Genomic DNA, 24,628 nt, shown 5'->3' on the forward strand with positions numbered 1-24,628 from the left:
CATGCGCTCATTATTCATATCACTACAATCAGAATTTTTTAAATCACGAAAAACGCTAGCATTTTGGGCTGCAATTATTTTACCTATCGCCATTTGCGGATTGATCATGATCGGATTTTATTTCGGATCTAAAGATGTATTGAAGAACAACTATCCTGGGATGGTCCTTTGGGGTCAATTCAGTGGAGCAACACTAGGCGTAATGGGTGTGCTAATTTTGCCTTTCTATGTAATGTTTATGGCTTTTTCTGTAAACAATATTGAACATAAAAATGATACCTGGAAAACATTATTTGCCCAACCACTCAACAAGTTTTCAATTTATGCCGCAAAATATCTATTCGCAGTTTCTTTATTATTTATCTGTTTAACATTATTCGCAACGCTTACCTACGTTAGTGGCCATATTCTTCAATTACTTGTTCCAAAATACACTTTTAACGATTATAACCCTATCCCAGCTCTGCTAAGATTTTACAGCAAACTATTTTTTGCTTCATTGGGTATATTATCATTACAGTTTGTATTTAGCTTGATATGGTCAGACTTTTTAAAGCCAATGGGGATTGGGTTTGTAGGTATCATTATGGGTATTATTACCGCCAATGTTGGATGGAAATGGGCTTATCTAATTACATATAGTAACCCTACATTGGCATTACAATTAACCAAGGCAAGTAAAAAAACAGATATCGAACAATTCCCAATTTTCACTCAAGAGGTTTGGGTAAGTTTAATATATGCATTAGTACTATTTATACTTGGTTATTATATTTTGACCAAAAGAAATATCAAATAAAGATTTTAGTTTAGTTTTTAGTTAAAAATGGGGTTGGTGGATGCTACCCCTTTTTTTATGGACTTTAATCAACAAAACTTAAACCACCAAGGCACAATGACACAAAGTGATTAAATATTCTTAATGTGTTGGTTATTCATTTTTAAACTTTGACAAACCATTTGCAATCGTCTAGAGGTTTGCCAAAGTATAGACAATTAAATAATCTTATTCTTTAAATCTTTGTACTTCGACCTCCCAATAGGCAATTGCTCTCCACTTCTAAGTAACAAGCTATACTTACTGCCAGGCTGAATTAGAATCTTTTCTGCCAGTTCTAAAGAAACCAAATAAGATTTATGAATACGTTCGAATGAGTCTGGCAATAAAAGTTCTAAACTTTCTAGTGATTTATCATGTAGCTCTTGTTTTCCATTACGTAAATGTAGTTCAGTATAAATCCCAGCTCCTTTAATGTAAAGCAAATCTTCAATAGGTATCAATTTAATATTACCAGCTTTCTTTACAGCAAGAAATTTAAGAGCCTCATCGCTTGGTTTTACGTTGTAATTTATTCTTTTGAAAGCTTGAGCTAGCCTAATTTCATCAAATGGTTTAGGCACAAAATCTAATACACCATATTCAAAAGCCATTATCGCCTTATCTGTATTAGCAGAAACAATAATAGTATGGAAAGATCTGGAAACAACAGATTCTAATAAGTCAAAGCCATTTTCTCCATTTAAATTTAAGTCTAACAACAACAAATCAATTTCATTATTATCTATGTGAGCCATTCCTTTCTGGACAGAATCACAAATTGAAATGGTAGAATTTTGCTCAAAGTAATTACTTGCCATTCTATCCAATCGCTTGGCAATTCTAGCTTCATCTTCAATTATTAATACTCTCATTTGGTATAAATTTTAATTGTGGTTATCCAACCTTGAGCACTTTCATTTGATGTAAACTCCCATTTATCCCCGTAACTTTCGGTCAGTCGTGCTTTGATATAAACGAATCCATTTCCTCCATCACGCGAATTAGTTTTTACCCTATTAGTTGCAAAAGTCTCAAAAGTATATTGTTTGTATTCAATTCCTGATGAGAATGAAAGCTTAAATTTCAAACTTCCATCGTCAAGTGGACTGCTATGTGTAATTCCATTTTCTAAAATGGTATGGAATAAAGCAGGCGGAACAAACTCATCTTCATCAATTCCATTTTCTTCCCATTGATAATTGATTTCTTTTCGAAATTGCATAACCGACAAGTGTTTTTTACACAACTCGATCTCTTGTCTAATTGGTATTAAAGCTTGTTCAGCTATGCTGTTCATGATATCAAATTCATCGGCCAATGCCTGAATAAATGCTGTACCTTCTTTGGGAGATTCTTCTACCCAATCCATTAAAGAAGTTAAGGTGTTTTTTATAAAATGAGGTTGAATATTCTTTTTAATAAGCTCCAACTGCAGTTTAGAAGAAAGCAATAATGAGTTTTGATATTGTTCTTCTATCACTTTCATTTGAATGGTATGCAGATAAAGCATACATAAAACGATGAAGCTAAAACTGATGAATAAACTAAAATCGTAAAATAAATATTGGTTAATTACCTCACTTACAAGCAGCCCAATTAACACAATTATTGCTCCTTTTTCTTTTTGATAAATTGCAGTAAAAACTACTAATAAGGAGCCTAACCACAATACTTGGCTGTATCGGAAGGCAGTAATATCATAATGGCCAAAGTTTAAAATATAGATAGCTACCAATATGACTAAGAGCAAAGCCATTAATGTTTTCTTCCATTTAAACTTAAATTGAATGGTAAAATACAACGGAACCAACATAGCGAGCGCAAAAGTTAACCAGCCTATGGTTTCTAGTCGCCAGAAGAAATGTGTGTATGGTATTTCTACGTAAAACTTAATGTATTCTAAAATCAGCAATGCAAAAAACAGAAAGCAAATGAGCGCAAAAATTAAAACAGTGTATTGTCTCTGGCGACTGTTGATGTATAAAAATAGATAGTAAATAGCTGCGATTAAAAATGCACCTGCCATCAAATTCATAAACGCGGTAATAATTAACGGTGCCCTAAGTAAGCTTTCATAAGTGCTTAAACCTAAGCCAATATCTCGCTCAACATGTTGTAGATAAGATTGTGAAGCACGAAGGGCCACTAGATGACTTCCAGTTTGTGCTAGTGAATCTGGAATGCTGTAATAAGTTGAAGAAGTACCCGCGATTTCTGCTCTTTGAGGACCGATAACTTGCCCATTGCTTCCTATAATCTGCCCATCCCAGTAAACATCGAAAGCACCGAACGCTTCTATTTTTAAGCCTAGTTGTCCTACTGGTTTTTTTACCAAATCAACCTTAGTTCGCACCCAAAAAACATTGTTTTTCGCATTTCCCCGTTCACTTGCCCAACCAACATCATTAAAATCTTTTTTTGCCCATAATTGGTTATCGCCTATTTTATATAATGGGGGATAATCCTTAAAATCGGTTGCTGGCCTGCAAGAAGACAGGAAAAGGATAGCTACTAAAAGAAAAAGGCAATTCTTCATTTACCAAAGATAGGCTATACATTCTTCATAAAAATGCATTTCAAAAGGATATAGAGCAGTTGACATAGTTTTCTATTAGATGATGGTTCATCGCTTGTAAACTTGTACCATGAAACAAATCTATTTCCTCCTCTTCATTCTATGTAATTGTTTATTTGTTAACGCCCAACAAGCGGGCAAAACTGCAATATCCGTTGCTGGAATTGTGCAAGAACAAGATAAAACGCCCATTGCTTATGCTACAGTTCGTATAAAAGACAAATCAGCCAAATTATTATCTGCCGCAATTACTGACGAAAAGGGAATTTTTAAACTAGAAGGAATTTCATCTGATAGTTTAACCGTAGAGTTTTCCTTGGTGGGTTATCAAACTTTGACTAAACAGTTAAGCAAATCAAACTCGGTAATAAATTTGGGAGTTATCATTCTTCAGCCAGATGCTACACTATTAAAAGAAGTGGCAGTTAATGGCGAGCAACCATCCATTAGCTTAAAGCTTGATAAAAAAGTATTTCTGGTTGGTAAAGATGTGTTATCTCAAACTGGTTCTTCCTTGGATGTATTAAATGGCGTTCCGTCTGTAAGCGTAAGTCCAGCAGGAGCTGTGAGTTTAAGAGGAAACAGCAATGTCTTGATATTAATTGATGGGAGACGTTCTGGTTTTACGCAAGGAAATGCACTTGACCAATTACCTGCCGACCAAATAGAAAGAGTGGAAGTGATTACCAATCCATCATCGAGATATGATGCAGCTGGTTCGGCAGGAATCATCAATATCATATTAAAGAAAAATAAAAAATCTGGATTAAATGGACAATTAAGTTTAGTAGGTGGTGTGCCAAATGAGACTAGAATTACACCCAGTTTAAACTACAAATCAGCAAAGATTAACTTGTTCTCTACCTTCGGTCTCCGTTATTCAGATTATGATGGACTCTACATTTCAGACCAATCTACCAATGATGCTGGAACTACAAACTTGCTGCATAAACGACAAGATGAGGATAGACATGACGATGCTAAGATGTTATATTTTGGTGGCGATTTTCTAATTAACAACCACAACACCATAACGGCTGCATTTTTAAATAAAACCACAAACGACCACGATAAAACGAGTTTGCAATATGATTATGCAAAAAAGGGAAATACATTAGATAGCGCATTGTTGCGTGAAGGCGAGTCTTGGGAAAAAAGAAACTACAACCAGCTGGAGTTTAATTACACCAAAACGTTTAATAAGCCTAACCAAAAATACACTGTAGATATGCAATATGATTTTTGGAACAGTGATAAAGACTGGAACCTATCTACCCAAAAAACCTTGCCTATCGCTACAAATTTTCCAAGTGTTAAAACAAGTTCTATAGGTGCCAGCAAGGATTTTATGTTGCAAACAGACTATGTGCATCCATTAGATAGCATTGCAAATTTAGAGTTTGGCATTAAAGCCGAAAAACGCAGCGTAACGAGCGACTTTAAAGCAGAGCGACAAAATAATACCAATTGGGAAATATTAGATGGAATTAATAATGAGCTTATTTACGATGAATTAATTGGAAGTGCCTATGTGCAATTTGGCAGTAAGTGGAATAAAATAGCTTATCAACTTGGAATGAGAACTGAGTTAACTAAAATTGGTTTAGAGGACAGGGCAGGAACATTTAATAGCGATAAAAACTACACTAGATTTTTTCCGACGCTCAACTTATCTTATCAGATTAATACCAAAACAACCGTTCAGGCTAGTTACAGTAAACGCATTAACAGGCCATCGCTTTTTGCTTTATACCCTTTTAATGAGCTAACGGATTTTAATTCGCAATATGTTGGTAATCCAAATTTAAATCCATCTTATGCTGATGTTATAGAATTGAGCTTTTTGAGCAATTGGAATAAAGTCACTTTCAATCCATCGATATACTATCAAAACAATAAAGATATTACTCAAGATTATACCTACAGAAACTCAAATGGCGTTTTTATCACAACTCCCATAAATATTGATGGCGAAACACGGAGTGGACTAGAACTCTCTTTGTTGTACAACCCTTACCGTTTTTTACAATTTAGCATAGAGGTTAATGCTTATCACTTTACGCAAAAAGGGTTTTATGCGAATCAGGATTTTTATTACAATGGCAACATTTTAACCAGTAGGATAAGCACACAAATTAAGTTACCTAAAAAGTTGAGTTTTCAAGGGCGATATAATTTTACAGGAGCGCAAAGCAATGCGCAAAGTAGAACTGCAAGCATTCACAATGTGGATGTTGGAGCAGGTAAAACATTTCTTAAAGATAAAGCAACCTTATTGTTTGATGTAGCTAACCTATTTAATTTAAGAAAATTTGAAACTACAACAACGGGAAACAATTATTCACTTGTTCAGGTTAACAGTCCGAATGCAGCAAGATATCGCTTAACGTTTGTGTATAAATTAAACTTAAAAGAAAACCAAGGCGCAAGACAAGCTAAAGCAGGAAATAGGAATTAATTTTGTCATTCCGACTTTGGAGGAATCTATAAAGATGATTTATTTCATAGATTCTTCGCTTCGCTCTGAATGACAAAACTGATTAGAGGAGAACATTTTTATCGCCCTGCCCTCGGTATAATTACCAAACTTTCGTGCCCATTCTCATCTACAGATTGCACACCGAAATAATAATTATCTTTTGAGTAGGCTAACGTTGCTGCGTTTTCTTTCACGAAAAATTTCTTCTCCCAATATGGACTTGTTGTTTCACGCATCAACACATAATAGCCTGCTGGCGTTTTGCCTTTTGGTGCATCCCATTTTAAAGCAGTTTTATTGGTTAAGCCAGCGGTAAGTACCACCACATTTTCAGGTTCTTGAGCCGATAATGCTAAATTAGACATCACCGAAAGGTTCATTCTGGTTACCTTTTGCAGGTAGTTATAATCTACATATTCTGGCAAATCGCCAAACTTAAAACCATTTTCTGTCCTCACATCTTGATGTTGTCTATTAAAATCTTCATTCATCTCGGTAATCCGTACTGCGGCAAAACCTTGTTGAGAAAATGGTGTATGATCTCCTCCACGTAAAAAGCGGTCTCTTCTATAAATCAGTTTTACTTCTAATTGGTCCACATATCGCTCTGCAACCTCTTTAATGTATCTTGCAGCTTGTCTCGCTTTTCCATCGTTATCGGTTCCAGCCGATTGTCTTGCTGCCACTTGTGCTGGTGTTTCTAAAGGCGACACTCCTTCACTAAATACACGTACACTTTTATTGTCCTTAATGTCGGTTTCCATTCCGTAAGAATTTCCAACTATGTCATTGTTCATCAACAAGTGAACATTCCAACCTTCTTCCTTTGCTCTTTTGGCCAGATTTGTGGCACCATATAGACCTTGCTCCTCTCCCACCATCGCCACAAAAACTAAAGTACAATTGAATTTTTGTTTGCTCATTATCCTACACATTTCCATAACCGCAGCAACACCAGAGGCATCATCATTTGCGCCAGGGGCGAAATCTTTAATATTCATCACGTCAGTGACACGTGAATCATAATGTCCAGAGACCATTAACATCCTTTTATCATTCGGGTCGGTACCTGGCAAAATGGCTACTACATTTTTAAGTACAACAGGTGCAGTTATCCTTCTACCATCTGCAGGTTGAGTAAAAGTATCATAAGAAACTTGAAGTCTATTTCCTCCAGCGACACCATATTTTTCAAACTCACTTTTAATCCAGGTTCTGGCAGCGCCGATACCTGTGGTTTTACTCAAAGTGTCGCTTAAAGTATGACGAGTTTGAAAAGAAACTAACTTTTTAATTACTGATTCTAAATTTGAAGCCGAAACTTCATTAACTAACGTACTTATGGCTGGGTCTCGACTAATGGTTTGCTGAGCAAAAAGCTTTCCAGAAGCTAAAAGGATAAAAAACGCAGTGATTCTAAAATATTTCATGCTAATCATAATAGGGCGTGTAAAAATCTGAATAGAAAGGTACAATTATTTATGATTAACTGTAAATTGACCAACAATAATGATACTTAAAATCGCTTAACAACTATTTAAAACTATAATTATGATGAAACCATCTAGCGCATACAAATATCAAACAACATAGATGCGATAGATAGCTTCATCTCAACTAAAAAACAACTTAAATTATGATGAAAAAAATTACTTTTAGCGCATTGGCTTTAGGCTTATGCTTTTCTGCATTTGCGCAAGAGCCAGTAAACTCGGCCGCTGTTGCAAAAATTAGAACAGAAGGACTGGATAAATCTAAAGCATCTGAAATTGCTTACCAGATTACTGATGTTGCAGGACCACGTTTATCTAACTCACCGGGCTTAAAAAGAGCACAAGACTGGGCGGTTAAATATTTCAATGAAATGGGCTTAAAGAATGTTCATTTAGAGGCTTGGGGCGATTTTGGTAAAGGATGGCAAGTTGATAAGTATTATGCTGCTACAACCAAACCTTTCTATCGTCCAATTATAGCTTCTCCAAAAGCTTGGACGCCAAGTACAAATGGCCCAATTAAATCTGAGGTAATTTTAATTAAAGCTGATACAATAACTGATTTAGCCAAATATAAAGGCAAGTTAAAAGGTAAAATTGTAATGATTGAATCTGCATTGGTACAACCTCTAAAGAATACCTATAAAGCAGATGCCGTTCGTTATACAGAGGAAGATTTAGAGAAGATGGCTGCTGCTACTCCTCCAGCTGCTGGCGGTGGTGGCCAAGGAAATCGTCAAGGTGCTCCAGGTGCAGGTAACAACCAAAGAGCGATGATGATGAGAATGATGGGTATGAGAGCTGCAATTGATAGCGTATTATTAGCAGAAGGAATTGGATTAAAATTAACTTATGCTCGTGGAAGTCACGGTACTTTCTTTACTAGCAATGGTGCTTCTTATAAATTAGATGCTAAAGCAGTAAATCCAGAATTAGAAGTTAGCAGCGAAGATTACTTACACATTTTACGTTTATTACGTGGTGGCGAAAAAGTGGAGATAGAAGCTGAAGTTAAAACTTCATTTTATGATAAAGACCCAAAAGGATATAATGTAATTGGAGAAATCCCTGGTACAGACCCTAAACTAAAAGACGAAGTTGTAATGTTAGGTGGCCACTACGATTCATGGCATTCAGGTACAGGCGCAACTGATAATGGTGCAGGATCAGCGGTTATGATTGAAGCAATGCGTATTTTAAAAGCTATCGACTTTAAACCAAAACGTACCATTCGTATTGCTTTGTGGAGTTCTGAAGAGCAAGGTTTATTCGGATCAAGAGGTTATGTAAAACAACATTTTGCAGATCCGGCTGACATGAAAGCTAAACCTGAGCACGAAAAATTATCTGCTTATTACAACTTAGATAATGGAACAGGAACAATTAGAGGTGTTTATTTGCAAGGAAATGCTGCAGTAAAAGACATTTTTCAAGCTTGGTTAACTCCATTCGCAGATTTAGGCGCTAAAACAATTACCATTAGCAATACTGGCGGTACTGATCACCAAGCTTATGATGGTGTTGGCTTGCCTGGCTTCCAGTTTATTCAAGACCCAATGGATTATAACACTCGTACTCACCACTCTAACATGGATACATTTGATCGTTTAGATGTTGAGGACTTAAAAAAATCTGCAACTATTGTAGCTTCTTTTGTTTACCATACTTCAGAAAGAGCTGAGAAATTGCCTCGTAAAGCAATGCCTACTCCAGCGCCTGCAAGACCATAATTATATAAAACTACATACAAAGAAAGCCTCCAGACAAAAATCTGGAGGCTTTCTTTTTAGAACGTAAACACCTGCTCCTTAAAAGCCCAAACTACTAATTGATGTGAATTTTTAAAGCCCAATTTCTTTACCATATTTCTGCGATGTGTGTTAACGGTTAGCTCACTGATAAATAGCCGATCGCTAATCTCCTTACTATTGTTCCCCATACATACCAAATGCAAGATTTCTAACTCCCGTTGGCTAATTTGTTTCGCTTCGTAAGATATTTCTAAGGTCATAATAAATTTTCTTAAACTTTATAAGCACCTATAATGCCTTATTTTTAGTGGGTTTTTATTCTTCAGAAACAATGGTTCCTTTATTTACTAGTTTTTGTATGCAAAAGCGACTACCTTATTAATCGGTTGATATTTTAGAAAGCATTGCAATCAATGCTTTTCCATTGTTGTGTTAATTGAGCAATCTGTGATTTTGTTGCCGCGTCACATTTTTCAAATTTCTTAATTAGATCTAAAGATGACTGTTTTAAAACATTGCAGTTACCTTTTGTTGGGCTATTTGCAAACTTCATAGCTGTGTTATAATAGGCGTTCGATTCTGCATCGCTAAAAGTGCAGGCCGAAGATGTTACATCTTCTTCAGGTTTACATTTAGTGAATACAATTATTGCACAAAATAGAATTGCAATTTTGAGAGCGTAATTTTTCATAATTTTTAATTTAATGATTGTTTTTTAGGGTGATTTAATGTTTAAACTTTTAATACAATCAAATTTAGCTTGGTATTTTTTCGAATTTAAACGCCTAATCGCCCTATTTAACAGGGTATTTTTACGGTAGCACAAAAGATCATTTTACGCTTGCTAATTCACTAGTAATTAATGACTTTTAGTAAAAATTAAACGCAAACAATCTAAATTTAAAATTATGTTAGTACAACTAGATGAAAAAAGCAAAGACAGAGGGGCAATTAAGAAAAAAGACATTAAGAAAATGGTAAAATACCATAGAGGAGGTGTGGCATTAAGCAAAAAGTTGAAATATGCTCATTTTAGATTGGAGGATATTTTGGATTTATTTGTAAAAAATGGAGTATTACACAGTAAAATTATTGACCTTTTAGAAAATGATCTAGATGTGCAGCAACATAATAAAGATTATGGAGTAAAGATTTACTTAGGAAAACATAAAGAATTAAAAACTTGTCCTCCTAATGGAAGATTAAAACCAGAGGAATATCTAAAAAAGACTACAACCATAATTTGCAATACAGATCTTGCAAATAGCGCTATTTCATCAGTAAATTTTAAAGGATTTAAAGATATGTTAGAAGACCACAAATGCCTCTTAATAGCGTCTGCAAGGCCGAAAAGCCCAACAGACCCAGGCGATGGCCTTGATCAAGCAGAAATTTGTCCGCCTTTTCCAAACAATGATGAGGAAATTTATGATATCGGAAGTGATTCCTAATCGATAATTTAATGTGGTTAACTAAATTCCCCTTTTCATTAATAGTAGAATGGATGTGTTTAATCGCATCCATTCTATTTCTTAGAAATACTTACAGCAAATACTGGAGATATTTTATTCCATATCTTGCTATTACAGTCATTATTGAAAGCTATAGCTTCTTTGTTAATAGATATTTATTTTTAAATGTGGATACTCAATGGCTTTATAATGTTTTCTTATTAATTTATACGGTATTTCATATTTATATTTTTTATAAAATAATAGACATTCCGTATGTAAAGAATATTTGCATAATTTGTCTACTTCTCATACTAGGATTCTACAGTTGGGATTTTTATAATATAGGTTTTATGAAATATTTTTCTACAACTAATACTATATTTAGTGGGGCTCTTATTCTATTATCAATATTATATTATTACAGTTTATTTAAACAAGAAGAGGCAAAAGATATTTTAAGCGAACCTGCTTTTTGGTTTGTTTCAGGCTGCCTAATTTTCTATGTAACAAGTAGTGTGGCAAACGCCTTTTTTAAAGAAATTGTAGAATACAGCAAGCAAATTAAATTTCCTTTAAGGTATGTTATCATGAATTTTTTAAATATTATGATGTACGGATGTTGGATTAAATCATTTATATGTCTTCACAAAACTCAAGCCTCTTCATAGCATTCATTTTAATTACACTCATTTTTTTTATTGTAGCGCTGGGGCTCATTTTTCTTGTAGTTATTTACAATCAACGTAGAAAAAAGCATTTAATTGAGAAACAAATGATGAAGCACCAATTCGAATCAGAACTTCTCAAAACTCAAATTGAAGTGCAAGAGCAGACTATGCAAACTATCGCATCGGATCTTCATGACAATATTGGACAATTACTTAGTTTAACAGCACTTACATTAAATTCAATTAATTTAAACGAACCACAGCGCCTTGAAAAGAAAGTCGCAGAATCTTTAAATCTAGTTAATAGCTCTATAAAGGAATTAAGAGGTTTAGCAAAGCTGATGCACGGAGAACTTATTGTACAGACTGGTTTAGGAAATGTCATTAAACACGAGCTAGATCGTTTAAAGAAACTAGGCAACTACGAGTTAAAGGTTAAAAATGAACTCATTAATATTGAAATTCACTCTCAAAACAAGGATCTTATTATTTTACGTCTGCTTCAAGAAATCATCAATAATATTATAAAACATTCAAAAGCCACACGGTTAGAATTTAATATTTATATGATCAGTGAAAAAATATTTTTAAAAATACAAGATAACGGGGTTGGTTTTGATATCGAAAACGTGAAAATGAAGAAATCTGGCATGGGGTTAAATTCTATTTTTAAGAGAGTAGCTTTAATCAATGGCGAAATTTTGATAACCTCATCGCCTACAAGTGGAACATTAATAGCTATAGACATACCCTATCCATAAAACCATGGAAAATGAAATTATAAACATTGCCATTGTTGATGACCATACATTATTTCGTTCTGGTTTAGCTAGCCTTTTATCAGAATACAATGAAATTAGTGTTGTTTTTGAGGCAACTAATGGAGTTGATCTTCAAGAAAAAATCATAAACTATCCAAATACCCAACTCGTATTAATGGATATCAATATGCCAATCATGGATGGGTATACCACTACAAAATGGCTTAAAGATACGCTACCTCATATTCATATATTAGCATTGAGTATGTTCGAAGATGAAAAGGCTATTATCGGAATGTTGAAAGCTGGAGCAGGTGGTTACATGCTAAAAGAGTCCAAGCCTTCAGAGCTTTTAACTGCAATAAAAACCACCATAGAAAAAAGCTTTTATATTAATGATTTGGTCTCAGGCAGGCTTTTAGTCTCTTTAAAACACGACCATAACAAACCAATCTTTTCCGAAAAGGAATTAATATTCTTGCAGTTTTGCAGTACAGAATTAACCTATAAAGAAATTGCATCAGAAATGAATATTAGTCCACGAACTGTAGATAATTACCGCGAATCTCTTTTTGCCAAATTAAATATAAAATCAAGAACTGGTTTGGTAGTTTATGGCATTAAAAATAATATGATTGTGATTTAGATTATAATCCTTTAACTAATCCCTTTATTATAGCAATACGTTTCTACGACTATAATTTTCGTATATTAGTTTATCAAAAGGATATGTCTTTTATCCAACGTTTAGCCTCAGCATCAAATCCATCAGAATCCAAGTCCACATCAAGTGCACCTCAATTCCGCGTCAAGTCTACCTCTTCTTCGACCCTCATTCGTCCCTTCTCTTAGCTTCCTCCTATATTCCTTTGTTAAAATGCAAAGTTTAAGGAACGAGACATGCAGGATACACGACTAAGGGATATTAGTGCGACTACAGGAGAAAGGTTAGAGGATTAAAAAGTGGCAATTAGTGTGCTGATTACAATTCAAACTCCTGATGCCTATCTGGAATTTCTACATTAACAAATCCCTTGGCAATCAGTTTTTCTTTAAACACCTGTTGCACATCATATTCTCCGTGTACCAAAAACACCTTTTTAACCTTGCTTGCATCCTGGCAAGACATAAATTTCAATAAATCTTCATAATCACCATGTGCACTCATAGATTGAATAGATTGCACTTCTGCTACAACTTGATATTGTTCTCCATAAATACTTACCTCTTTTTCGCCATTTTTTAATCGACCACCCAAAGATCTTGGTTCACAATAGCCCACCATTAAAATAGTATTTTTGCTATCGCTGATGTTATTTTTAATGTGATGCTTTACCCTCCCAGCTTCGGCCATGCCAGATGCCGATATGATAATACAAGGTTCGGGTTTATTGTTTAAAGCTTTAGACTCGTTGGCATCTTCTATGTAATGCAATCCATTAAAATCAAATGGATTATCATCTATTTTTAAAATATCTAAAACTTCATCATTATATCCTTCTGCATGTTCTTCTATTATTTTGGTGGCTTTGGCCGACAATGGACTATCAACATAAACTTTTATAGCTGGCAATTTACCTTCTAAATCTAGGTTATTTAAGATGTACAGCAATTCTTGTGTTCTGCCAACACTAAACGCAGGTATAATTACTTTGCCTTTTTTCTCTACGCACGTTTTTAAAATTGCTTGCAAAAAAGCTTCTTCTGTTGGTTGCGCATCCTTATGTAAGCGATCTCCATAGGTAGATTCTAACAAAATATAATCTGCTTGAGGAAACTCTTGAGGAGATTTTAAAAGTAAATCGCCATACTGACCAACATCACCACTAAAACATAACTGTGTTGTTTTTCCATCCTCAACAATTGTTAAATTAACAGATGCACTACCAATAATATGGCCAGCATCTATAAACTCTAAGGTAACTTCATCAGTTACCCTTGTTGGATTTTGATATTCAACCGCCACGAAATATTCCATAGCAGTTAAAACATCTTCCTCTTCATATAAAGCCTTTTCTAAAGGTAAACCTCTTTGTTGTCTTTTCTTATTTTCATATTTCAAATCGCCAGCCTGAATTTTAGCAGAATCAAGCAATAAAATCTTGCTTAACTCTTTTGTAGCTTGGGTTCCAAAAATTACACCTCTAAAACCTTGTGAAATTAGTCGAGGAATTAAGCCGCTATGATCTATATGTGCATGAGAAAGAATTAAGAAATTTACCTCAGCAGCATTAAAACCAAACTCATTATTTAATTCATCTGTTTCTTGCCCCATTCCCTGAAACATGCCGCAGTCTAATAATATTTTAGTTCCGTTGTTTAATGTAATTAAGTGCTTGCTTCCTGTAACGTTACGGGCAGCGCCATGAAAGGCAATCTTCATATATATTTGGTTTATTTTTAATATTTAAGAAAAAATTGATAAAACATTTTGCAAACTAAAATATTAGTTATAAGTTTAGGTAATTAAATGTTTGCCTCCCTAAACAATATGGGCGGCTCCATGAAAGACAATTCAAATATGTTTTTTGTTTATTTTTTAATATTAAGAAAATAATTGATAAAAAGCTTTGTAAACTATAATATTAGTTTTAAGTTTATGTAAAAATAATGAACATTTTAAAAATTTATCAATTATTATTATCTCTAACGCTCACAATATATACATAAACAACAATTATCATGGAAATTAAAGATTTAACGAAGGCAGAGGAACAGATCATGCAAATTGTATGGCAACTGGAAAGTTCATTCGTAAAAGAAGTAATGGATTACTTACCAGAGCCCAAGCCTGCGTACAATACGGTATCTACAATTATTAGAATATTAGAAGTTAAAGGCTTTATTGGACACGAAGCTTATGGAAAAGCTCATAAATATCATCCTTTAATTAGTAGAGAAGAATACAAAAGACATGCAACTGAAAAGTTATTAGGAAATTACTTTGAGAACTCTGTAGAAAGCATGTTCTCTTTCTTTGTGAAGGAAGAGAAATTGGATTTAAGTGATGTGGATGAAATTTTAAAGATGATTAACAAATTTAAAAATAAGCCAAAATGAGTTGGGCACATTATCTCTTGCAGGTAAACATTTACCTAGTTATATTTTATTGTTTTTACAAACTGCTTTTAGATAGAGAAACTTATTTTGTTTTAAATAGGTTATATCTTGTTTTATCAGGGTTATTCTCCTTGGCTATTCCATTTTTAAGATTCGAAATGTTTAGTGAAAAGGCAGTTAGTGATAAACTATACATCAGCGTTAGCGAAATTAATACCATAGTAAGCAATTATGCTATTATGCCGCAAACACAAGAGCAATATGATTGGGGTAGGTTAATTGTTATGATATACATCGTGGGTACGTTTATTTTCTTGCTTCACTTTGCCTATCAACTATTTGCAATTAACCAGCTTTTTGGCAAAACAGATTCAAATTCGGCATTTTCGTTTTTGAATAGAAAATCTGTTGCCGAAAATTTACCAGAAAGAGCTACTGTAGACTTGCATGAAGATATTCACGTAAAACAATTTCACACGCTAGATGTAATTTTCTTTGAGGTATTAGGAATATTAACTTGGTTTAATCCGATTATTTATCTATATAAAAAATCTATTAAAAACATTCATGAATACCTAGCAGACGAGGCAGCAGCAAAGTTTCAGGGAGATAAAGAGACCTATGCATTGTTATTGTTAAGCCATGCTTTCGGGGTAAAACCCAATAGTTTAACCAATGGTTTTCTAACAAAATCAATGATTAAAAAGAGGATTTTCATGTTGCATAAACAACGTTCTAAAAAAGCAGCAATTTTAAAATATGGCTTGTTCGTTCCTCTATTTGCAATTACTTTAGTTTTATCATCCGCTACCATTCGTAAAAACAATCAAATTCTAGCAGTTGCAGATAAAATACCTCTCAATGAAGCTAATGAAGTTTTTACACAGGTAATAGAACAACCTTTAAGTGTTGTTAATCTTGCACCTAGAACTACAAAACTAGATCAAGTACAGGTTCAAGCAATTGTTGTTAATAACACAGAAACAAAACCTTCAAGTTACAATAGCATAAACGAAAAAGAAACCACTAATTCTTGGAATGCATTTTACAAATATTTAGGAGACGGCATCAAATATCCAACTGAAGCAGTAAAGAAAAAAGTACAGGGAAATACGGTGATAAATTTTTCTGTTAGACGAGGCAAAGCGATGGATATTGTAGTTCAAAACGAACTTGGATCAGGATGCGACGAAGAGGTAATTGAACAAATCACAAACTATGATGATTTCTTTCAGAAAGATGGCGACTATAGCTTAAAAGTAACATTCAAACTTGAAGGTTCTGATGCTCAAATGAAAAACGAAAATGTATCTACTGATGCCGAAAGAACATCAATGTCTAATTTGGTCATTACAGCTTACGCACCAAAAGAAGAGGTAACAGATCAAACTGTTTACAACTTCGTTGCCATGTCTAACCCACCAACTTACCCAGGCGGACTCGCAAAGTTTTATGAGTTTTTAGGTAAAAACATAAGATATCCTCAATTCGCGTCAGATAATGATGTTCAAGGAAAGGTGCTTGTTTCTTTTACGGTTGAGAAAGATGGCTCACTATCAGATATTAAAGTAGAACGAAAACTAGGTTTCGGCACTGATGAAGAAGCTGTTAGAGTTTTAAAAACCAGTAAAAAGTGGTTCCCTGGTATTCAGAATGGCAGGGCTGTTAGGGTTAAGTACAATATTCCCATCAGCTTTGCACTAGACCCAAGTAAGAAAGAGTCAAAATCAGTCTCATTTGCAACAATACGTACAAAAAATTATAACAGTGGAGAATCTCCAATGGTTATTGTTGATGGAGATACTAAAGATGACGACTTCTTAAAAACCATAGACGCCAATACAATTGAAAGCGTAAGTATTGTAAAAGATGCAAATGCAATAGCATTATATGGAAAAGAAGGAAAGAATGGGGTTATCATGGTAACTACCAAAAAACCAAAACAAAAATTAATTACGGCTACCCTAACTAATAGAAATTAAGCTTATGAAAAGGATTATTTACTTTTTGTTGTTAAGCATCTGCTCAACGGTGGTAATAGCACAAGAAAAAAAAGTTGCTAATGGTATAGACTGGGATAAGTTCTACAAATATCTAGGCAGCAATGTTAAGTATCCTGAAAAAGCTAAAATGCTTGATGCCCAAGGGAACAGCGTAATTTTATTAACCGTAACCAATGGAGCTATAAAAAAGTTTACTGTTAATAATGCTAACCCAGAGTTAGGTTTCGATGAAGAAGTGGTAAAAAACCTTTTTAACTATAAGCCTTTTAATAAAAACCAAGATGGCAATTATGCCTTGATAACTTCATTCAGAATCTCAGACTCTAAATCCCCAATAAAAAACGAGCATTATATTATCCCGAAAGGATATGCTGAATTGAAACTAGTAGTGATGGGTTATGGAGCTAATAAAGTTGGAGCCATAGATACTGCAAATTCTAAGAATGGCTTCAAAATTAATTTTACACATGGCTCACTACAAAATCCAGATGGTAAACGTCCATTAATAATAGTTAATGATGAGGCTATTGAATATTCTTTAATGAATACAGTTAATCCAAATAATATTCAGTCCATTTCTATTCTAAAAGATGCTGCATCTACACTTAAATATGGAGAAGAAGGCAAAAATGGTGTAATTATAATTCAAACCAAAGACTACATTCCAAAAAACACTGTAAAATAAATCTCTAAACTTAAACTAAGACTATATGAAAAAGTTAATTTATTCATCGCTAATTGCGGTGTTACTACTAACGTTTTGCCAAAAATCTGCTATTGCACAAGATGATGATAAGATTTACAATTTTGTTTCTATAAAAAACCCACCTACTTATCCTGGAGGTCTGCAAGCATTTTACAAGTTTTTAGGCGCTAATATTAAATACCCTGAAATGGCCGCTAAAAACAATGTGCAAGGTACGGTTCTGGTCTCTTTTGTAGTTGAAAAAGACGGTTCGTTGTCTGATATTAAAATTGAACGTAGCCTTGGCTCTGGAACCGATGAGGAAACTATTAGGGTATTAAAACTATCAAGAAACTGGAATCCTGGGATTGAAGATGCAAGACCTGTAAGAGTTAAATACAATATACCTGTTAAATTTGCTTTGCCAGGAGTGAAAGCTAATACCAACACAAATACTGCTAGACCTACGAATGCAGCTAATTCAACAACCCAAGTTGTTGAGGATAACACCATATATAACTTCGTATCAATGGTAAATCCACCAAAATATCCTGGAGGGTTAGCTAAACTTTATAAATTCTTAGGTGAGAATATTAAATACCCTACAGAGGCGAAAGAGAACAAGATACAAGGGAAAGTATTGGCAAGCTTTACTGTACAAAAAGACGGTAGCTTGGCCGACATAAAAGTGATGAGAAAACTTGGATTTGGCACAGACGAAGAAGCTGTAAGAGTTTTAAAACTTTCTCCAAAATGGGAGCCTGGACTAGAAAATGGCCGACCAGTTAATGTGAAGTATAATATTCCAATCTCATTTAACTTGGCAAAATAGCATTGAAAAATATATTATATATACTAATCGCGCTTATAACATTTGTGTCTTGCAAAGCTGATGAAAAGAAAGAAACATCAGTCGAACTTGTTAATGATGAAATATATTCTGGTGTGAATGATAGTGATTTAATCAAAAATCCAGCATTATATATTGGTGGTATGAATAAATTTTATCAATTCTTAGAAGAGAATATCAAATATCCTATAGATGCAATTGAAACCAATATACAAGGAAATGTAAGACTATCCTTTAATATTGGAAAAGATGGTTCATTAAGCAACATTAAAGTTCTTGACTCTTTAGGATTTGGGCTTGATGAAGAAGCCATTAGAGTCTTAAAATTAAGTAAGAAATGGAAGCCTGCTGTTAATATAACCGGTGAAAAGATTGCAACAACTCTTGCTATTCCAATTAAATTCTCATTAACTGATTAATACTCAACAAAAAACCCCAACCAAATTGGTCGGGGTTTTTCGATTATTAAACTCCTTTGTCTCGGACATTTAAATCTAGTAATTTAATAGGAGAAAAACAAATTTGTTCAAAGTCCTTATTTTAAACAAGTTATTCTTTATTCACAATTTGGATTAAATAAGTCTTCGACTACGCTCAGACTGACAAATTTACTAGCCTTCTTCTTCGCTGATGAATTTAGCTGAATAGTAATCTCTATTCATACGAGCAATGTTCTCTAAAGAAATTCCTTTAGGGCATTCTGCTTCGCAAGCACCTGTATTTGTACAGTTACCAAAACCTTCAGCATCCATTTGCGCAACCATATTTTGTACACGTTTGTAACGCTCTGGTTGTCCTTGTGGCAATAAAGCTAATTGAGAGATTTTTGCAGATACAAATAACATTGCCGATGCATTTTTACAAGTAGCCACACAAGCACCACAACCAATACAAGCTGCTGCTTCGAATGCTGCATCTGCTTGTGCCTTTGGAATTGGCAGGTTGTTAGCATCTTGCGCATTACCCGTATTTACCGAAATAAATCCGCCTGCAGCAATAACTCTATCAAATGCAGATCTATCTACAGTTAAATCCTTAATTACCGGAAATGCTTTCGCTCTCCAAGGCTCAACTACAATAGTATCTCCATCCTTAAATGAACGCATGTGTAACTGGCAAGTAGTTACTGCATCTTTTGGACCGTGAGGGCGACCATTGATAAACATTGAACACATACCGCAAATACCTTCGCGACAATCGTGGTCAAATACAATTGGGTCATCACCTTTGGTAATTAAATCTTCGTTTAAAACATCGAACATTTCTAAAAAAGACATATCAGGAGAAATATCGGCAACTTTATAGTCAACCATTTTCCCTTTGTCTTTTGTGTTCTTCTGACGCCAAACCTTTAGCGTTAAGTTCATATTTCCTGTACTCATTTCTGTTGAGATTAAGACTTAGATTTGAGATGTGAGATGTGAGATGTGAGATGTGAGAATCGAGGACGTCGCCTTATCTCATATCTCAAATCTAGTTTCTCATATCTCCTCTCTCACATCTATTTATAACTTCTTTGTGCTATTTTAATATTTTCGAATTTCAATTCTTCCTTATGAAGCTCGAAATTTCCGTCACCTTTATTTTCCCAAGCTGCTACGTAAGCGTAACCTTCGTCATCACGTAATGCTTCTCCTTCTTCTGTTTGATATTCTTCACGGAAGTGACCACCGCAGCTTTCATTACGATTTAATGCATCAATACACATTAGCTCACCTAACTCGATGAAATCTGCAACACGACCAGCTTTTTCTAATTCTGGGTTGTACTCATCCGCCGATCCAGGAACACGAACGTCACTCCAAAAATCTTTTTTCAATTGTTGAATTTCTGCAATTGCAGATTTTAGACCTTCAGCATTACGAGCCATCCCACATTTATCCCACATGATTAAACCTAGTTTTTTGTGGAAGTGATCTACAGATTTAGTCCCTTTAATTCCAATTAATGTATCTAATATCCCTTTTGCTTTAGCTTCTGCTTCAGCAAATGCTGGATGATCTGTTGGAATTGCCTTAACTGAAATTTCTTTCGATAAATATTGTCCGATAGTGTATGGAAGAACGAAATAACCATCTGCCAAACCTTGCATTAAAGCCGATGCACCTAAACGATTTGCACCGTGATCTGAGAAGTTTGCCTCACCAGTACAATATAAACCTGGTACGGTTGTCATTAAGTTATAATCTACCCATAAACCACCCATTGTATAGTGAACTGCCGGATAAATACGCATTGGTGTTTCGTAAGGATTCTCGCCAGTAATCTGTGCATACATATCGAATAGGTTACCGTACTTTTCCTTAACTACCGCAGTTCCTAAGCGCATGCAAGTTTCCTTATCAGGATTTTGAATACCAGCTTTGGCTGCTTCAATTTTACCGTAACGTTCAGTATTTGCTTTAAAATCTAAGTATACAGCTAGTTTAGATGCACCTACACCATAACCAGCATCACATCTTTCTTTTGCAGCACGAGAAGCCACATCACGTGGAACCAAGTTACCAAAAGCAGGGTAACGGCGCTCTAAATAATAATCTCTTTCATCTTCAGGAATTTCTGAAGCTTTACGCGTATCATCTTTCTTTTTAGGAACCCAAATACGTCCATCGTTACGTAACGACTCAGACATTAAGGTTAATTTAGATTGATGATCTCCAGAAACTGGAATACAAGTTGGGTGAATTTGAGTATAACAAGGATTTGCAAAAAATGCTCCTTGTTTGTTCGCTTTCCAAGCAGCAGTTACGTTACTTCCCATTGCATTGGTAGAAAGATAGAATACGTTTCCGTAACCACCTGTTCCTAAAACCACAGCATGACCAAAGTGACGTTCTAATTCTCCAGTAATTAAATTACGAGCAATGATACCACGAGCTTTACCATCAATTTTAACAACTTCAAGCATTTCATGGCGAGTAAACATTTCTACTTTACCCATTCCAATTTGACGCTCTAAAGCAGAATATGCACCTAACAATAACTGTTGACCAGTTTGACCAGCTGCGTAAAAAGTTCTTTGAACTTGTGTACCACCAAATGAACGATTATCTAACAAACCGCCATATTCGCGAGCCAAAGGAACACCTTGAGCCACACATTGATCGATGATGTTTGCACTAACCTCGGCTAAACGATGAACGTTTGCTTCACGAGCACGATAATCTCCACCTTTAATGGTATCATAAAATAAACGATAAGTACTATCGCCATCATTTTGATAATTTTTTGCGGCATTGATACCTCCTTGAGCAGCGATAGAGTGCGCTCTACGTGGTGAATCTTGGAAACAAAAGCATTTCACTTTGTAACCCATTTCTGCCAAAGTTGCAGCTGCTGATGCTCCGGCTAAACCAGAACCAACTACAATTATTTCTAAACTTCTTTTGTTAGAAGGGTTAACCAAAGGCACAGACGATTTAAATTTCGTCCATTTAGTGGTTAATTCTCCTTCTGGTATATTTGAATTTATTGCTGACATTATATTTTAGCTTTATTCGTTCAAAATTATTTATAGACCCCAACCAAAATAAATTGCAATTGGCATTAAGGCAAAAAGCAAAGGAATGATGATAGAGAAAGCAACACCCAAAGATTTAATGATAGGTGTGTATTTTTTGTGGTTCCAACCCATGGTTTGAAACGTTGATGCAAAACCATGTAATAAATGATAGGCTAAGGAAATCATGGCCAAAACGTATAAAATTACACGCCACGGTTCTCTGAATTTAACAAACATGACTGCATATAAATCTTCGTGTCCAGCAGCGTCTAGTGGTGTTCCACCATTAAATTCTTCAATTCCACTAAAACGAGAAACCCACCAGAAATCTGTTAAGTGAACAATTAGGAAAATTAACAACAAAGTACCTAACAAACCCATTGAACGAGAATACCATTTACTATTAGCATTACCATCGTTATAGGCATATTTTACAGGCCTTGCAGCTTGATTTTCGAATGTTAATCTCGCACCCTGTATAATGTGCAACAACAACCCTAACATTAAAACAACCTCCATCGCTCTAATGATCCAATTGGTTGCCATAAAATGAGCGCCTTCGTTGAACAACACTCCCGTTTTGTCAAAAAACACAAAACAGTTCAAGAAACAATGCACAAGTAAAAAAGAGATTAGAAAAAGACCTGTTAGGCCCATTATTAGTTTTTTTCCTATTGACGAGGAAAAAGCATTTGCGATACTACCCATTAGCTTTTATTTTTTATTCAGTTAATGCAAAAGTATTTAAAATATGAAATAAAACGGGACCTGTTTCTATAAAATCATAATAAAGTGGTTATTTAGAAACATTCTAAAAAAAATCGAGAATTTCATTTTAAAATATCAGCTAATGAAGTGGTTAAGAAAAAATTTAAGCACAAAAAAAGGGAGCAATTATTAAATCGCTCCCCTCAGTTATAACAGGTATTTATTAATTATTTCCGTTGAATGAGAACTTATAAGTCCCTCTTTCGCTCACACCAATTATGGTTGTTATCCCATCCTTTGATGAAGGCAATGATTTTTCTATATCAGCTGCACTATTTACAGGCTTACCGTTTACACTAGTAATTACCATTCCTTTAGGCACATCATAATTGTCAAACAATTTTCCTTGTTCTACATTAGTTACCACTACGCCATTGTTTACACCATATTTAGCTTTAACGGTTGTAGAGGCTGGTGCAAAACTTGCACCTAATTTACCAATAGAGGCACCAGTAGGTTTACCAGCAGTAGAAGCTAAGGCAACCTTACTTTCTGGCTTTAAAGTTACAGTTACGTTTTTAGTTGAACCATCTGTTTTTAAAACTGTTAATGCTACTTTATCACCAGGGCGCATACGACCAATTTTTTCTTGCAAATCTGGCGAATCATAAATTTCAACACCTTCTACCTTTTTAATGATGTCACCTTGTTTAATACCTGCAGCTTCTGCACCACCGTTCGGCACTACTTCATTCACGTATAAACCATTAATTTCATTGATATTTAATTGTTCAGCCGCATCAGCATCTAATGCCCTAAATGAAACGCCAATATAACCACGTTTAACAGCGCCATATTGTTTAAAGTCTTCCAAAATCTTTTTAGCCAAGTTTACAGGAATTGCAAAACCATAACCTTCATTTCTTCCAGATTCTGAAGCAATTGCAGCATTAATTCCAACTAATTCTCCATTTGCATTAACCAAAGCACCACCACTGTTACCTGGGTTAATAGCCGCATCAGTTTGAATATAAGATTCAATAGAAGTATTTTGTGGACGTTCAGGTCTTTTACCAGTACGTTGCATTTCCATCCACTCTTCTTGGGTCATAGATTGATTTTGTCTATCTAAAATTCCAATATTACGAGCTTTTGCACTTACGATACCAGCAGTAACAGTAGTTTGTAAATCTAAAGGGAAACCAACAGCTAAAACCCACTCACCTACTTGAACATTGTCTGAGTTACCCATTTTTACAAAAGGCAATCCATTCACGTCAATTTTAATTAAGGCTAAATCAGTATTTGCATCTTTACCAATTACTTTAGCAGTTACTTTACGTCTGTTAGCTAATATAACTTCAATTTTATCAGCGTTATCAACTACGTGGTTATTGGTTACAATATAACCATCAGCTGTTAAAATTACGCCAGAACCAGATGCAGCACTTGGCTGACGTTGCACTCTTCTGCCACCGCCAAACATCTGTCCAAATATATCTTCCATACTTGAGCCACCTTCATCTGAACTAGCTGTTTTAGTTCCGTAAGTAGTTTTAATATGAACAACCGCAGGTGAAACAGCCGCTGCAGCTTGCACAAAATCTACCGTACCTGCCGATGATATTTTAATTGGGTTACTGGCAAACATCATATTCTGCTTTTCAGTTAATGTATAGCCATCGTTGTTGCGCTCCAGAACTTTATAAGCGCCAATTGCAACCGCACCTCCAACAAATGCAGTTAACAGCATTAATCCTATTTTTTTCATTGCTATATATTTATATTATTCTTTTTTACGAATGATTTACTCAAATTT

General features: G+C 34.7%; 22 protein-coding genes. 12 read left to right on the forward strand and 10 right to left on the reverse strand.

What is annotated here, in order from left to right; genetic code table 11:
- Position 1 precedes the first annotated feature (1 nt).
- Entirely contained in the window at positions 2-799 is a 798-nt protein-coding gene (locus tag R2Q59_RS12665; protein WP_316769497.1) for an ABC transporter permease, read from the forward strand.
- Positions 800-996: 197 nt separating this feature from the next.
- On the opposite strand, the gene R2Q59_RS12670 is transcribed toward R2Q59_RS12665, so the two are convergent.
- Positions 997-1,692 (reverse strand): LytR/AlgR family response regulator transcription factor, encoded by a 696-nt coding sequence (locus tag R2Q59_RS12670; protein ID WP_316785760.1) that lies wholly within the window; start codon positions 1,690-1,692, stop codon positions 997-999.
- Positions 1,689-3,356, reverse strand: a complete 1,668-nt coding sequence (locus tag R2Q59_RS12675; RefSeq protein WP_316769499.1) for a histidine kinase — start codon at positions 3,354-3,356, stop codon at positions 1,689-1,691. Before R2Q59_RS12675 ends, R2Q59_RS12670 begins: the two co-directional genes overlap by 4 nt.
- A 109-nt stretch (positions 3,357-3,465) precedes the next feature.
- Between R2Q59_RS12675 and R2Q59_RS12680 the strand changes: the two genes are divergently transcribed.
- Positions 3,466-5,853, forward strand: coding sequence for a TonB-dependent receptor domain-containing protein (locus tag R2Q59_RS12680; protein ID WP_316785761.1), 2,388 nt, complete (start codon positions 3,466-3,468; stop codon positions 5,851-5,853).
- A 98-nt stretch (positions 5,854-5,951) separates the two neighbouring features.
- Here the strand turns inward: R2Q59_RS12680 and R2Q59_RS12685 are convergent, their stop codons facing one another.
- Positions 5,952-7,304 (reverse strand): M20/M25/M40 family metallo-hydrolase, encoded by a 1,353-nt coding sequence (locus R2Q59_RS12685; protein ID WP_316785762.1) that lies wholly within the window; start codon positions 7,302-7,304, stop codon positions 5,952-5,954.
- 206 nt (positions 7,305-7,510) lie between these two features.
- On the opposite strand from R2Q59_RS12685, the gene R2Q59_RS12690 reads away from it, so the two are divergent.
- Positions 7,511-9,097, forward strand: a complete 1,587-nt coding sequence (locus R2Q59_RS12690; protein WP_316785763.1) for a M28 family metallopeptidase — start codon at positions 7,511-7,513, stop codon at positions 9,095-9,097.
- 56 nt (positions 9,098-9,153) lie between these two features.
- On the opposite strand, the gene R2Q59_RS12695 is transcribed toward R2Q59_RS12690, so the two are convergent.
- Complete coding sequence (locus R2Q59_RS12695; protein WP_316769505.1) at positions 9,154-9,378, reverse strand: helix-turn-helix transcriptional regulator; 225 nt, start codon at positions 9,376-9,378, stop codon at positions 9,154-9,156.
- Positions 9,379-9,512: 134 nt separating this feature from the next.
- A complete protein-coding gene (locus R2Q59_RS12700; protein ID WP_316769507.1) occupies positions 9,513-9,809 on the reverse strand; it encodes a hypothetical protein in 297 nt (98 codons plus the stop codon).
- A gap of 217 nt (positions 9,810-10,026) precedes the next feature.
- Here R2Q59_RS12700 and R2Q59_RS12705 point away from each other — a divergent pair, with 217 nt between their 5' ends.
- The 4 genes from R2Q59_RS12705 (at position 10,027) to R2Q59_RS12720 (ending at position 12,647) form a co-directional block, all read left to right on the forward strand.
- Positions 10,027-10,569, forward strand: coding sequence for a hypothetical protein (locus tag R2Q59_RS12705; protein WP_316769509.1), 543 nt, complete (start codon positions 10,027-10,029; stop codon positions 10,567-10,569).
- A 353-nt stretch (positions 10,570-10,922) separates the two neighbouring features.
- The gene (locus tag R2Q59_RS12710; protein ID WP_316785764.1) at positions 10,923-11,240 is read left to right on the forward strand and encodes a hypothetical protein; all 318 of its coding nucleotides are present in this window, start codon (positions 10,923-10,925) and stop codon (positions 11,238-11,240) included.
- Positions 11,210-12,001 carry a sensor histidine kinase gene (locus tag R2Q59_RS12715; RefSeq protein ID WP_316785765.1) on the forward strand — a complete coding sequence of 264 codons (792 nt, stop codon included), beginning with the start codon at positions 11,210-11,212 and terminating at the stop codon, positions 11,999-12,001. Before R2Q59_RS12710 ends, R2Q59_RS12715 begins: the two co-directional genes overlap by 31 nt.
- Positions 12,002-12,005: 4 nt before the next feature.
- Positions 12,006-12,647, forward strand: a complete 642-nt coding sequence (locus R2Q59_RS12720) for a response regulator transcription factor (RefSeq protein ID WP_316785766.1) — start codon at positions 12,006-12,008, stop codon at positions 12,645-12,647.
- A 336-nt stretch (positions 12,648-12,983) separates the two neighbouring features.
- Here R2Q59_RS12720 and R2Q59_RS12725 read toward each other — a convergent pair whose 3' ends face one another.
- On the reverse strand, positions 12,984-14,384 hold the full coding sequence (locus R2Q59_RS12725) for an MBL fold metallo-hydrolase (protein WP_316785767.1): 1,401 nt from the start codon (positions 14,382-14,384) through the stop codon (positions 12,984-12,986).
- Positions 14,385-14,683: 299 nt separating this feature from the next.
- On the opposite strand from R2Q59_RS12725, the gene R2Q59_RS12730 reads away from it, so the two are divergent.
- The 5 genes from R2Q59_RS12730 to R2Q59_RS12750 are packed head-to-tail and all read left to right on the forward strand — an operon-like array spanning position 14,684 to position 19,018.
- On the forward strand, positions 14,684-15,061 hold the full coding sequence (locus R2Q59_RS12730; RefSeq protein WP_131551302.1) for a BlaI/MecI/CopY family transcriptional regulator: 378 nt from the start codon (positions 14,684-14,686) through the stop codon (positions 15,059-15,061).
- A complete protein-coding gene (locus R2Q59_RS12735) occupies positions 15,058-17,043 on the forward strand; it encodes a TonB family protein (RefSeq protein ID WP_316785768.1) in 1,986 nt (661 codons plus the stop codon). The genes R2Q59_RS12730 and R2Q59_RS12735 overlap by 4 nt, the downstream gene beginning before the upstream one ends.
- A gap of 4 nt (positions 17,044-17,047) precedes the next feature.
- Positions 17,048-17,749, forward strand: coding sequence for a TonB-dependent receptor plug domain-containing protein (locus R2Q59_RS12740; RefSeq protein ID WP_316769523.1), 702 nt, complete (start codon positions 17,048-17,050; stop codon positions 17,747-17,749).
- A gap of 25 nt (positions 17,750-17,774) precedes the next feature.
- Complete coding sequence (locus tag R2Q59_RS12745) at positions 17,775-18,581, forward strand: energy transducer TonB (RefSeq protein ID WP_316769525.1); 807 nt, start codon at positions 17,775-17,777, stop codon at positions 18,579-18,581.
- 2 nt (positions 18,582-18,583) lie between these two features.
- Positions 18,584-19,018, forward strand: coding sequence for an energy transducer TonB (locus tag R2Q59_RS12750; protein ID WP_316769527.1), 435 nt, complete (start codon positions 18,584-18,586; stop codon positions 19,016-19,018).
- Between the two features lie 192 nt (positions 19,019-19,210).
- Here R2Q59_RS12750 and R2Q59_RS12755 read toward each other — a convergent pair whose 3' ends face one another.
- The 4 genes from R2Q59_RS12755 to R2Q59_RS12770 all read right to left on the reverse strand — a co-directional run bounded on the left by R2Q59_RS12755 (position 19,211) and on the right by R2Q59_RS12770 (position 24,580).
- The gene (locus R2Q59_RS12755; RefSeq protein WP_131551306.1) at positions 19,211-19,981 is read right to left on the reverse strand and encodes a succinate dehydrogenase/fumarate reductase iron-sulfur subunit; all 771 of its coding nucleotides are present in this window, start codon (positions 19,979-19,981) and stop codon (positions 19,211-19,213) included.
- A 119-nt stretch (positions 19,982-20,100) separates the two neighbouring features.
- Complete coding sequence (locus R2Q59_RS12760; RefSeq protein ID WP_316785769.1) at positions 20,101-22,080, reverse strand: fumarate reductase/succinate dehydrogenase flavoprotein subunit; 1,980 nt, start codon at positions 22,078-22,080, stop codon at positions 20,101-20,103.
- A 30-nt stretch (positions 22,081-22,110) separates the two neighbouring features.
- Positions 22,111-22,809: a succinate dehydrogenase cytochrome b subunit gene (locus R2Q59_RS12765; protein WP_316785770.1), complete on the reverse strand. Its 699-nt coding sequence runs from the start codon at positions 22,807-22,809 to the stop codon at positions 22,111-22,113.
- Positions 22,810-23,032: 223 nt separating this feature from the next.
- The gene (locus tag R2Q59_RS12770) at positions 23,033-24,580 is read right to left on the reverse strand and encodes a S1C family serine protease (protein ID WP_316769534.1); all 1,548 of its coding nucleotides are present in this window, start codon (positions 24,578-24,580) and stop codon (positions 23,033-23,035) included.
- Positions 24,581-24,628 lie beyond the last annotated feature (48 nt).

The sequence above is a fragment of the Pedobacter frigiditerrae genome (assembly GCF_032678705.1).
Lineage (GTDB): Bacteria > Bacteroidota > Bacteroidia > Sphingobacteriales > Sphingobacteriaceae > Pedobacter > Pedobacter frigiditerrae_A.

Coding starts and splice junctions, on each gene's coding strand:
- R2Q59_RS12665 (WP_316769497.1), top strand. CDS start 2: ATGCGCTCATTATTCATATCACTACAATCAGAATTTTTTAAATCACGA.
- R2Q59_RS12670 (WP_316785760.1), bottom strand. CDS start 1,692: ATGAGAGTATTAATAATTGAAGATGAAGCTAGAATTGCCAAGCGATTG.
- R2Q59_RS12675 (WP_316769499.1), bottom strand. CDS start 3,356: ATGAAGAATTGCCTTTTTCTTTTAGTAGCTATCCTTTTCCTGTCTTCT.
- R2Q59_RS12680 (WP_316785761.1), top strand. CDS start 3,466: ATGAAACAAATCTATTTCCTCCTCTTCATTCTATGTAATTGTTTATTT.
- R2Q59_RS12685 (WP_316785762.1), bottom strand. CDS start 7,304: ATGAAATATTTTAGAATCACTGCGTTTTTTATCCTTTTAGCTTCTGGA.
- R2Q59_RS12690 (WP_316785763.1), top strand. CDS start 7,511: ATGATGAAAAAAATTACTTTTAGCGCATTGGCTTTAGGCTTATGCTTT.
- R2Q59_RS12695 (WP_316769505.1), bottom strand. CDS start 9,378: ATGACCTTAGAAATATCTTACGAAGCGAAACAAATTAGCCAACGGGAG.
- R2Q59_RS12700 (WP_316769507.1), bottom strand. CDS start 9,809: ATGAAAAATTACGCTCTCAAAATTGCAATTCTATTTTGTGCAATAATT.
- R2Q59_RS12705 (WP_316769509.1), top strand. CDS start 10,027: ATGTTAGTACAACTAGATGAAAAAAGCAAAGACAGAGGGGCAATTAAG.
- R2Q59_RS12710 (WP_316785764.1), top strand. CDS start 10,923: ATGAAATATTTTTCTACAACTAATACTATATTTAGTGGGGCTCTTATT.
- R2Q59_RS12715 (WP_316785765.1), top strand. CDS start 11,210: ATGTCTTCACAAAACTCAAGCCTCTTCATAGCATTCATTTTAATTACA.
- R2Q59_RS12720 (WP_316785766.1), top strand. CDS start 12,006: ATGGAAAATGAAATTATAAACATTGCCATTGTTGATGACCATACATTA.
- R2Q59_RS12725 (WP_316785767.1), bottom strand. CDS start 14,384: ATGAAGATTGCCTTTCATGGCGCTGCCCGTAACGTTACAGGAAGCAAG.
- R2Q59_RS12730 (WP_131551302.1), top strand. CDS start 14,684: ATGGAAATTAAAGATTTAACGAAGGCAGAGGAACAGATCATGCAAATT.
- R2Q59_RS12735 (WP_316785768.1), top strand. CDS start 15,058: ATGAGTTGGGCACATTATCTCTTGCAGGTAAACATTTACCTAGTTATA.
- R2Q59_RS12740 (WP_316769523.1), top strand. CDS start 17,048: ATGAAAAGGATTATTTACTTTTTGTTGTTAAGCATCTGCTCAACGGTG.
- R2Q59_RS12745 (WP_316769525.1), top strand. CDS start 17,775: ATGAAAAAGTTAATTTATTCATCGCTAATTGCGGTGTTACTACTAACG.
- R2Q59_RS12755 (WP_131551306.1), bottom strand. CDS start 19,981: ATGAGTACAGGAAATATGAACTTAACGCTAAAGGTTTGGCGTCAGAAG.
- R2Q59_RS12760 (WP_316785769.1), bottom strand. CDS start 22,080: ATGTCAGCAATAAATTCAAATATACCAGAAGGAGAATTAACCACTAAA.
- R2Q59_RS12765 (WP_316785770.1), bottom strand. CDS start 22,809: ATGGGTAGTATCGCAAATGCTTTTTCCTCGTCAATAGGAAAAAAACTA.
- R2Q59_RS12770 (WP_316769534.1), bottom strand. CDS start 24,580: ATGAAAAAAATAGGATTAATGCTGTTAACTGCATTTGTTGGAGGTGCG.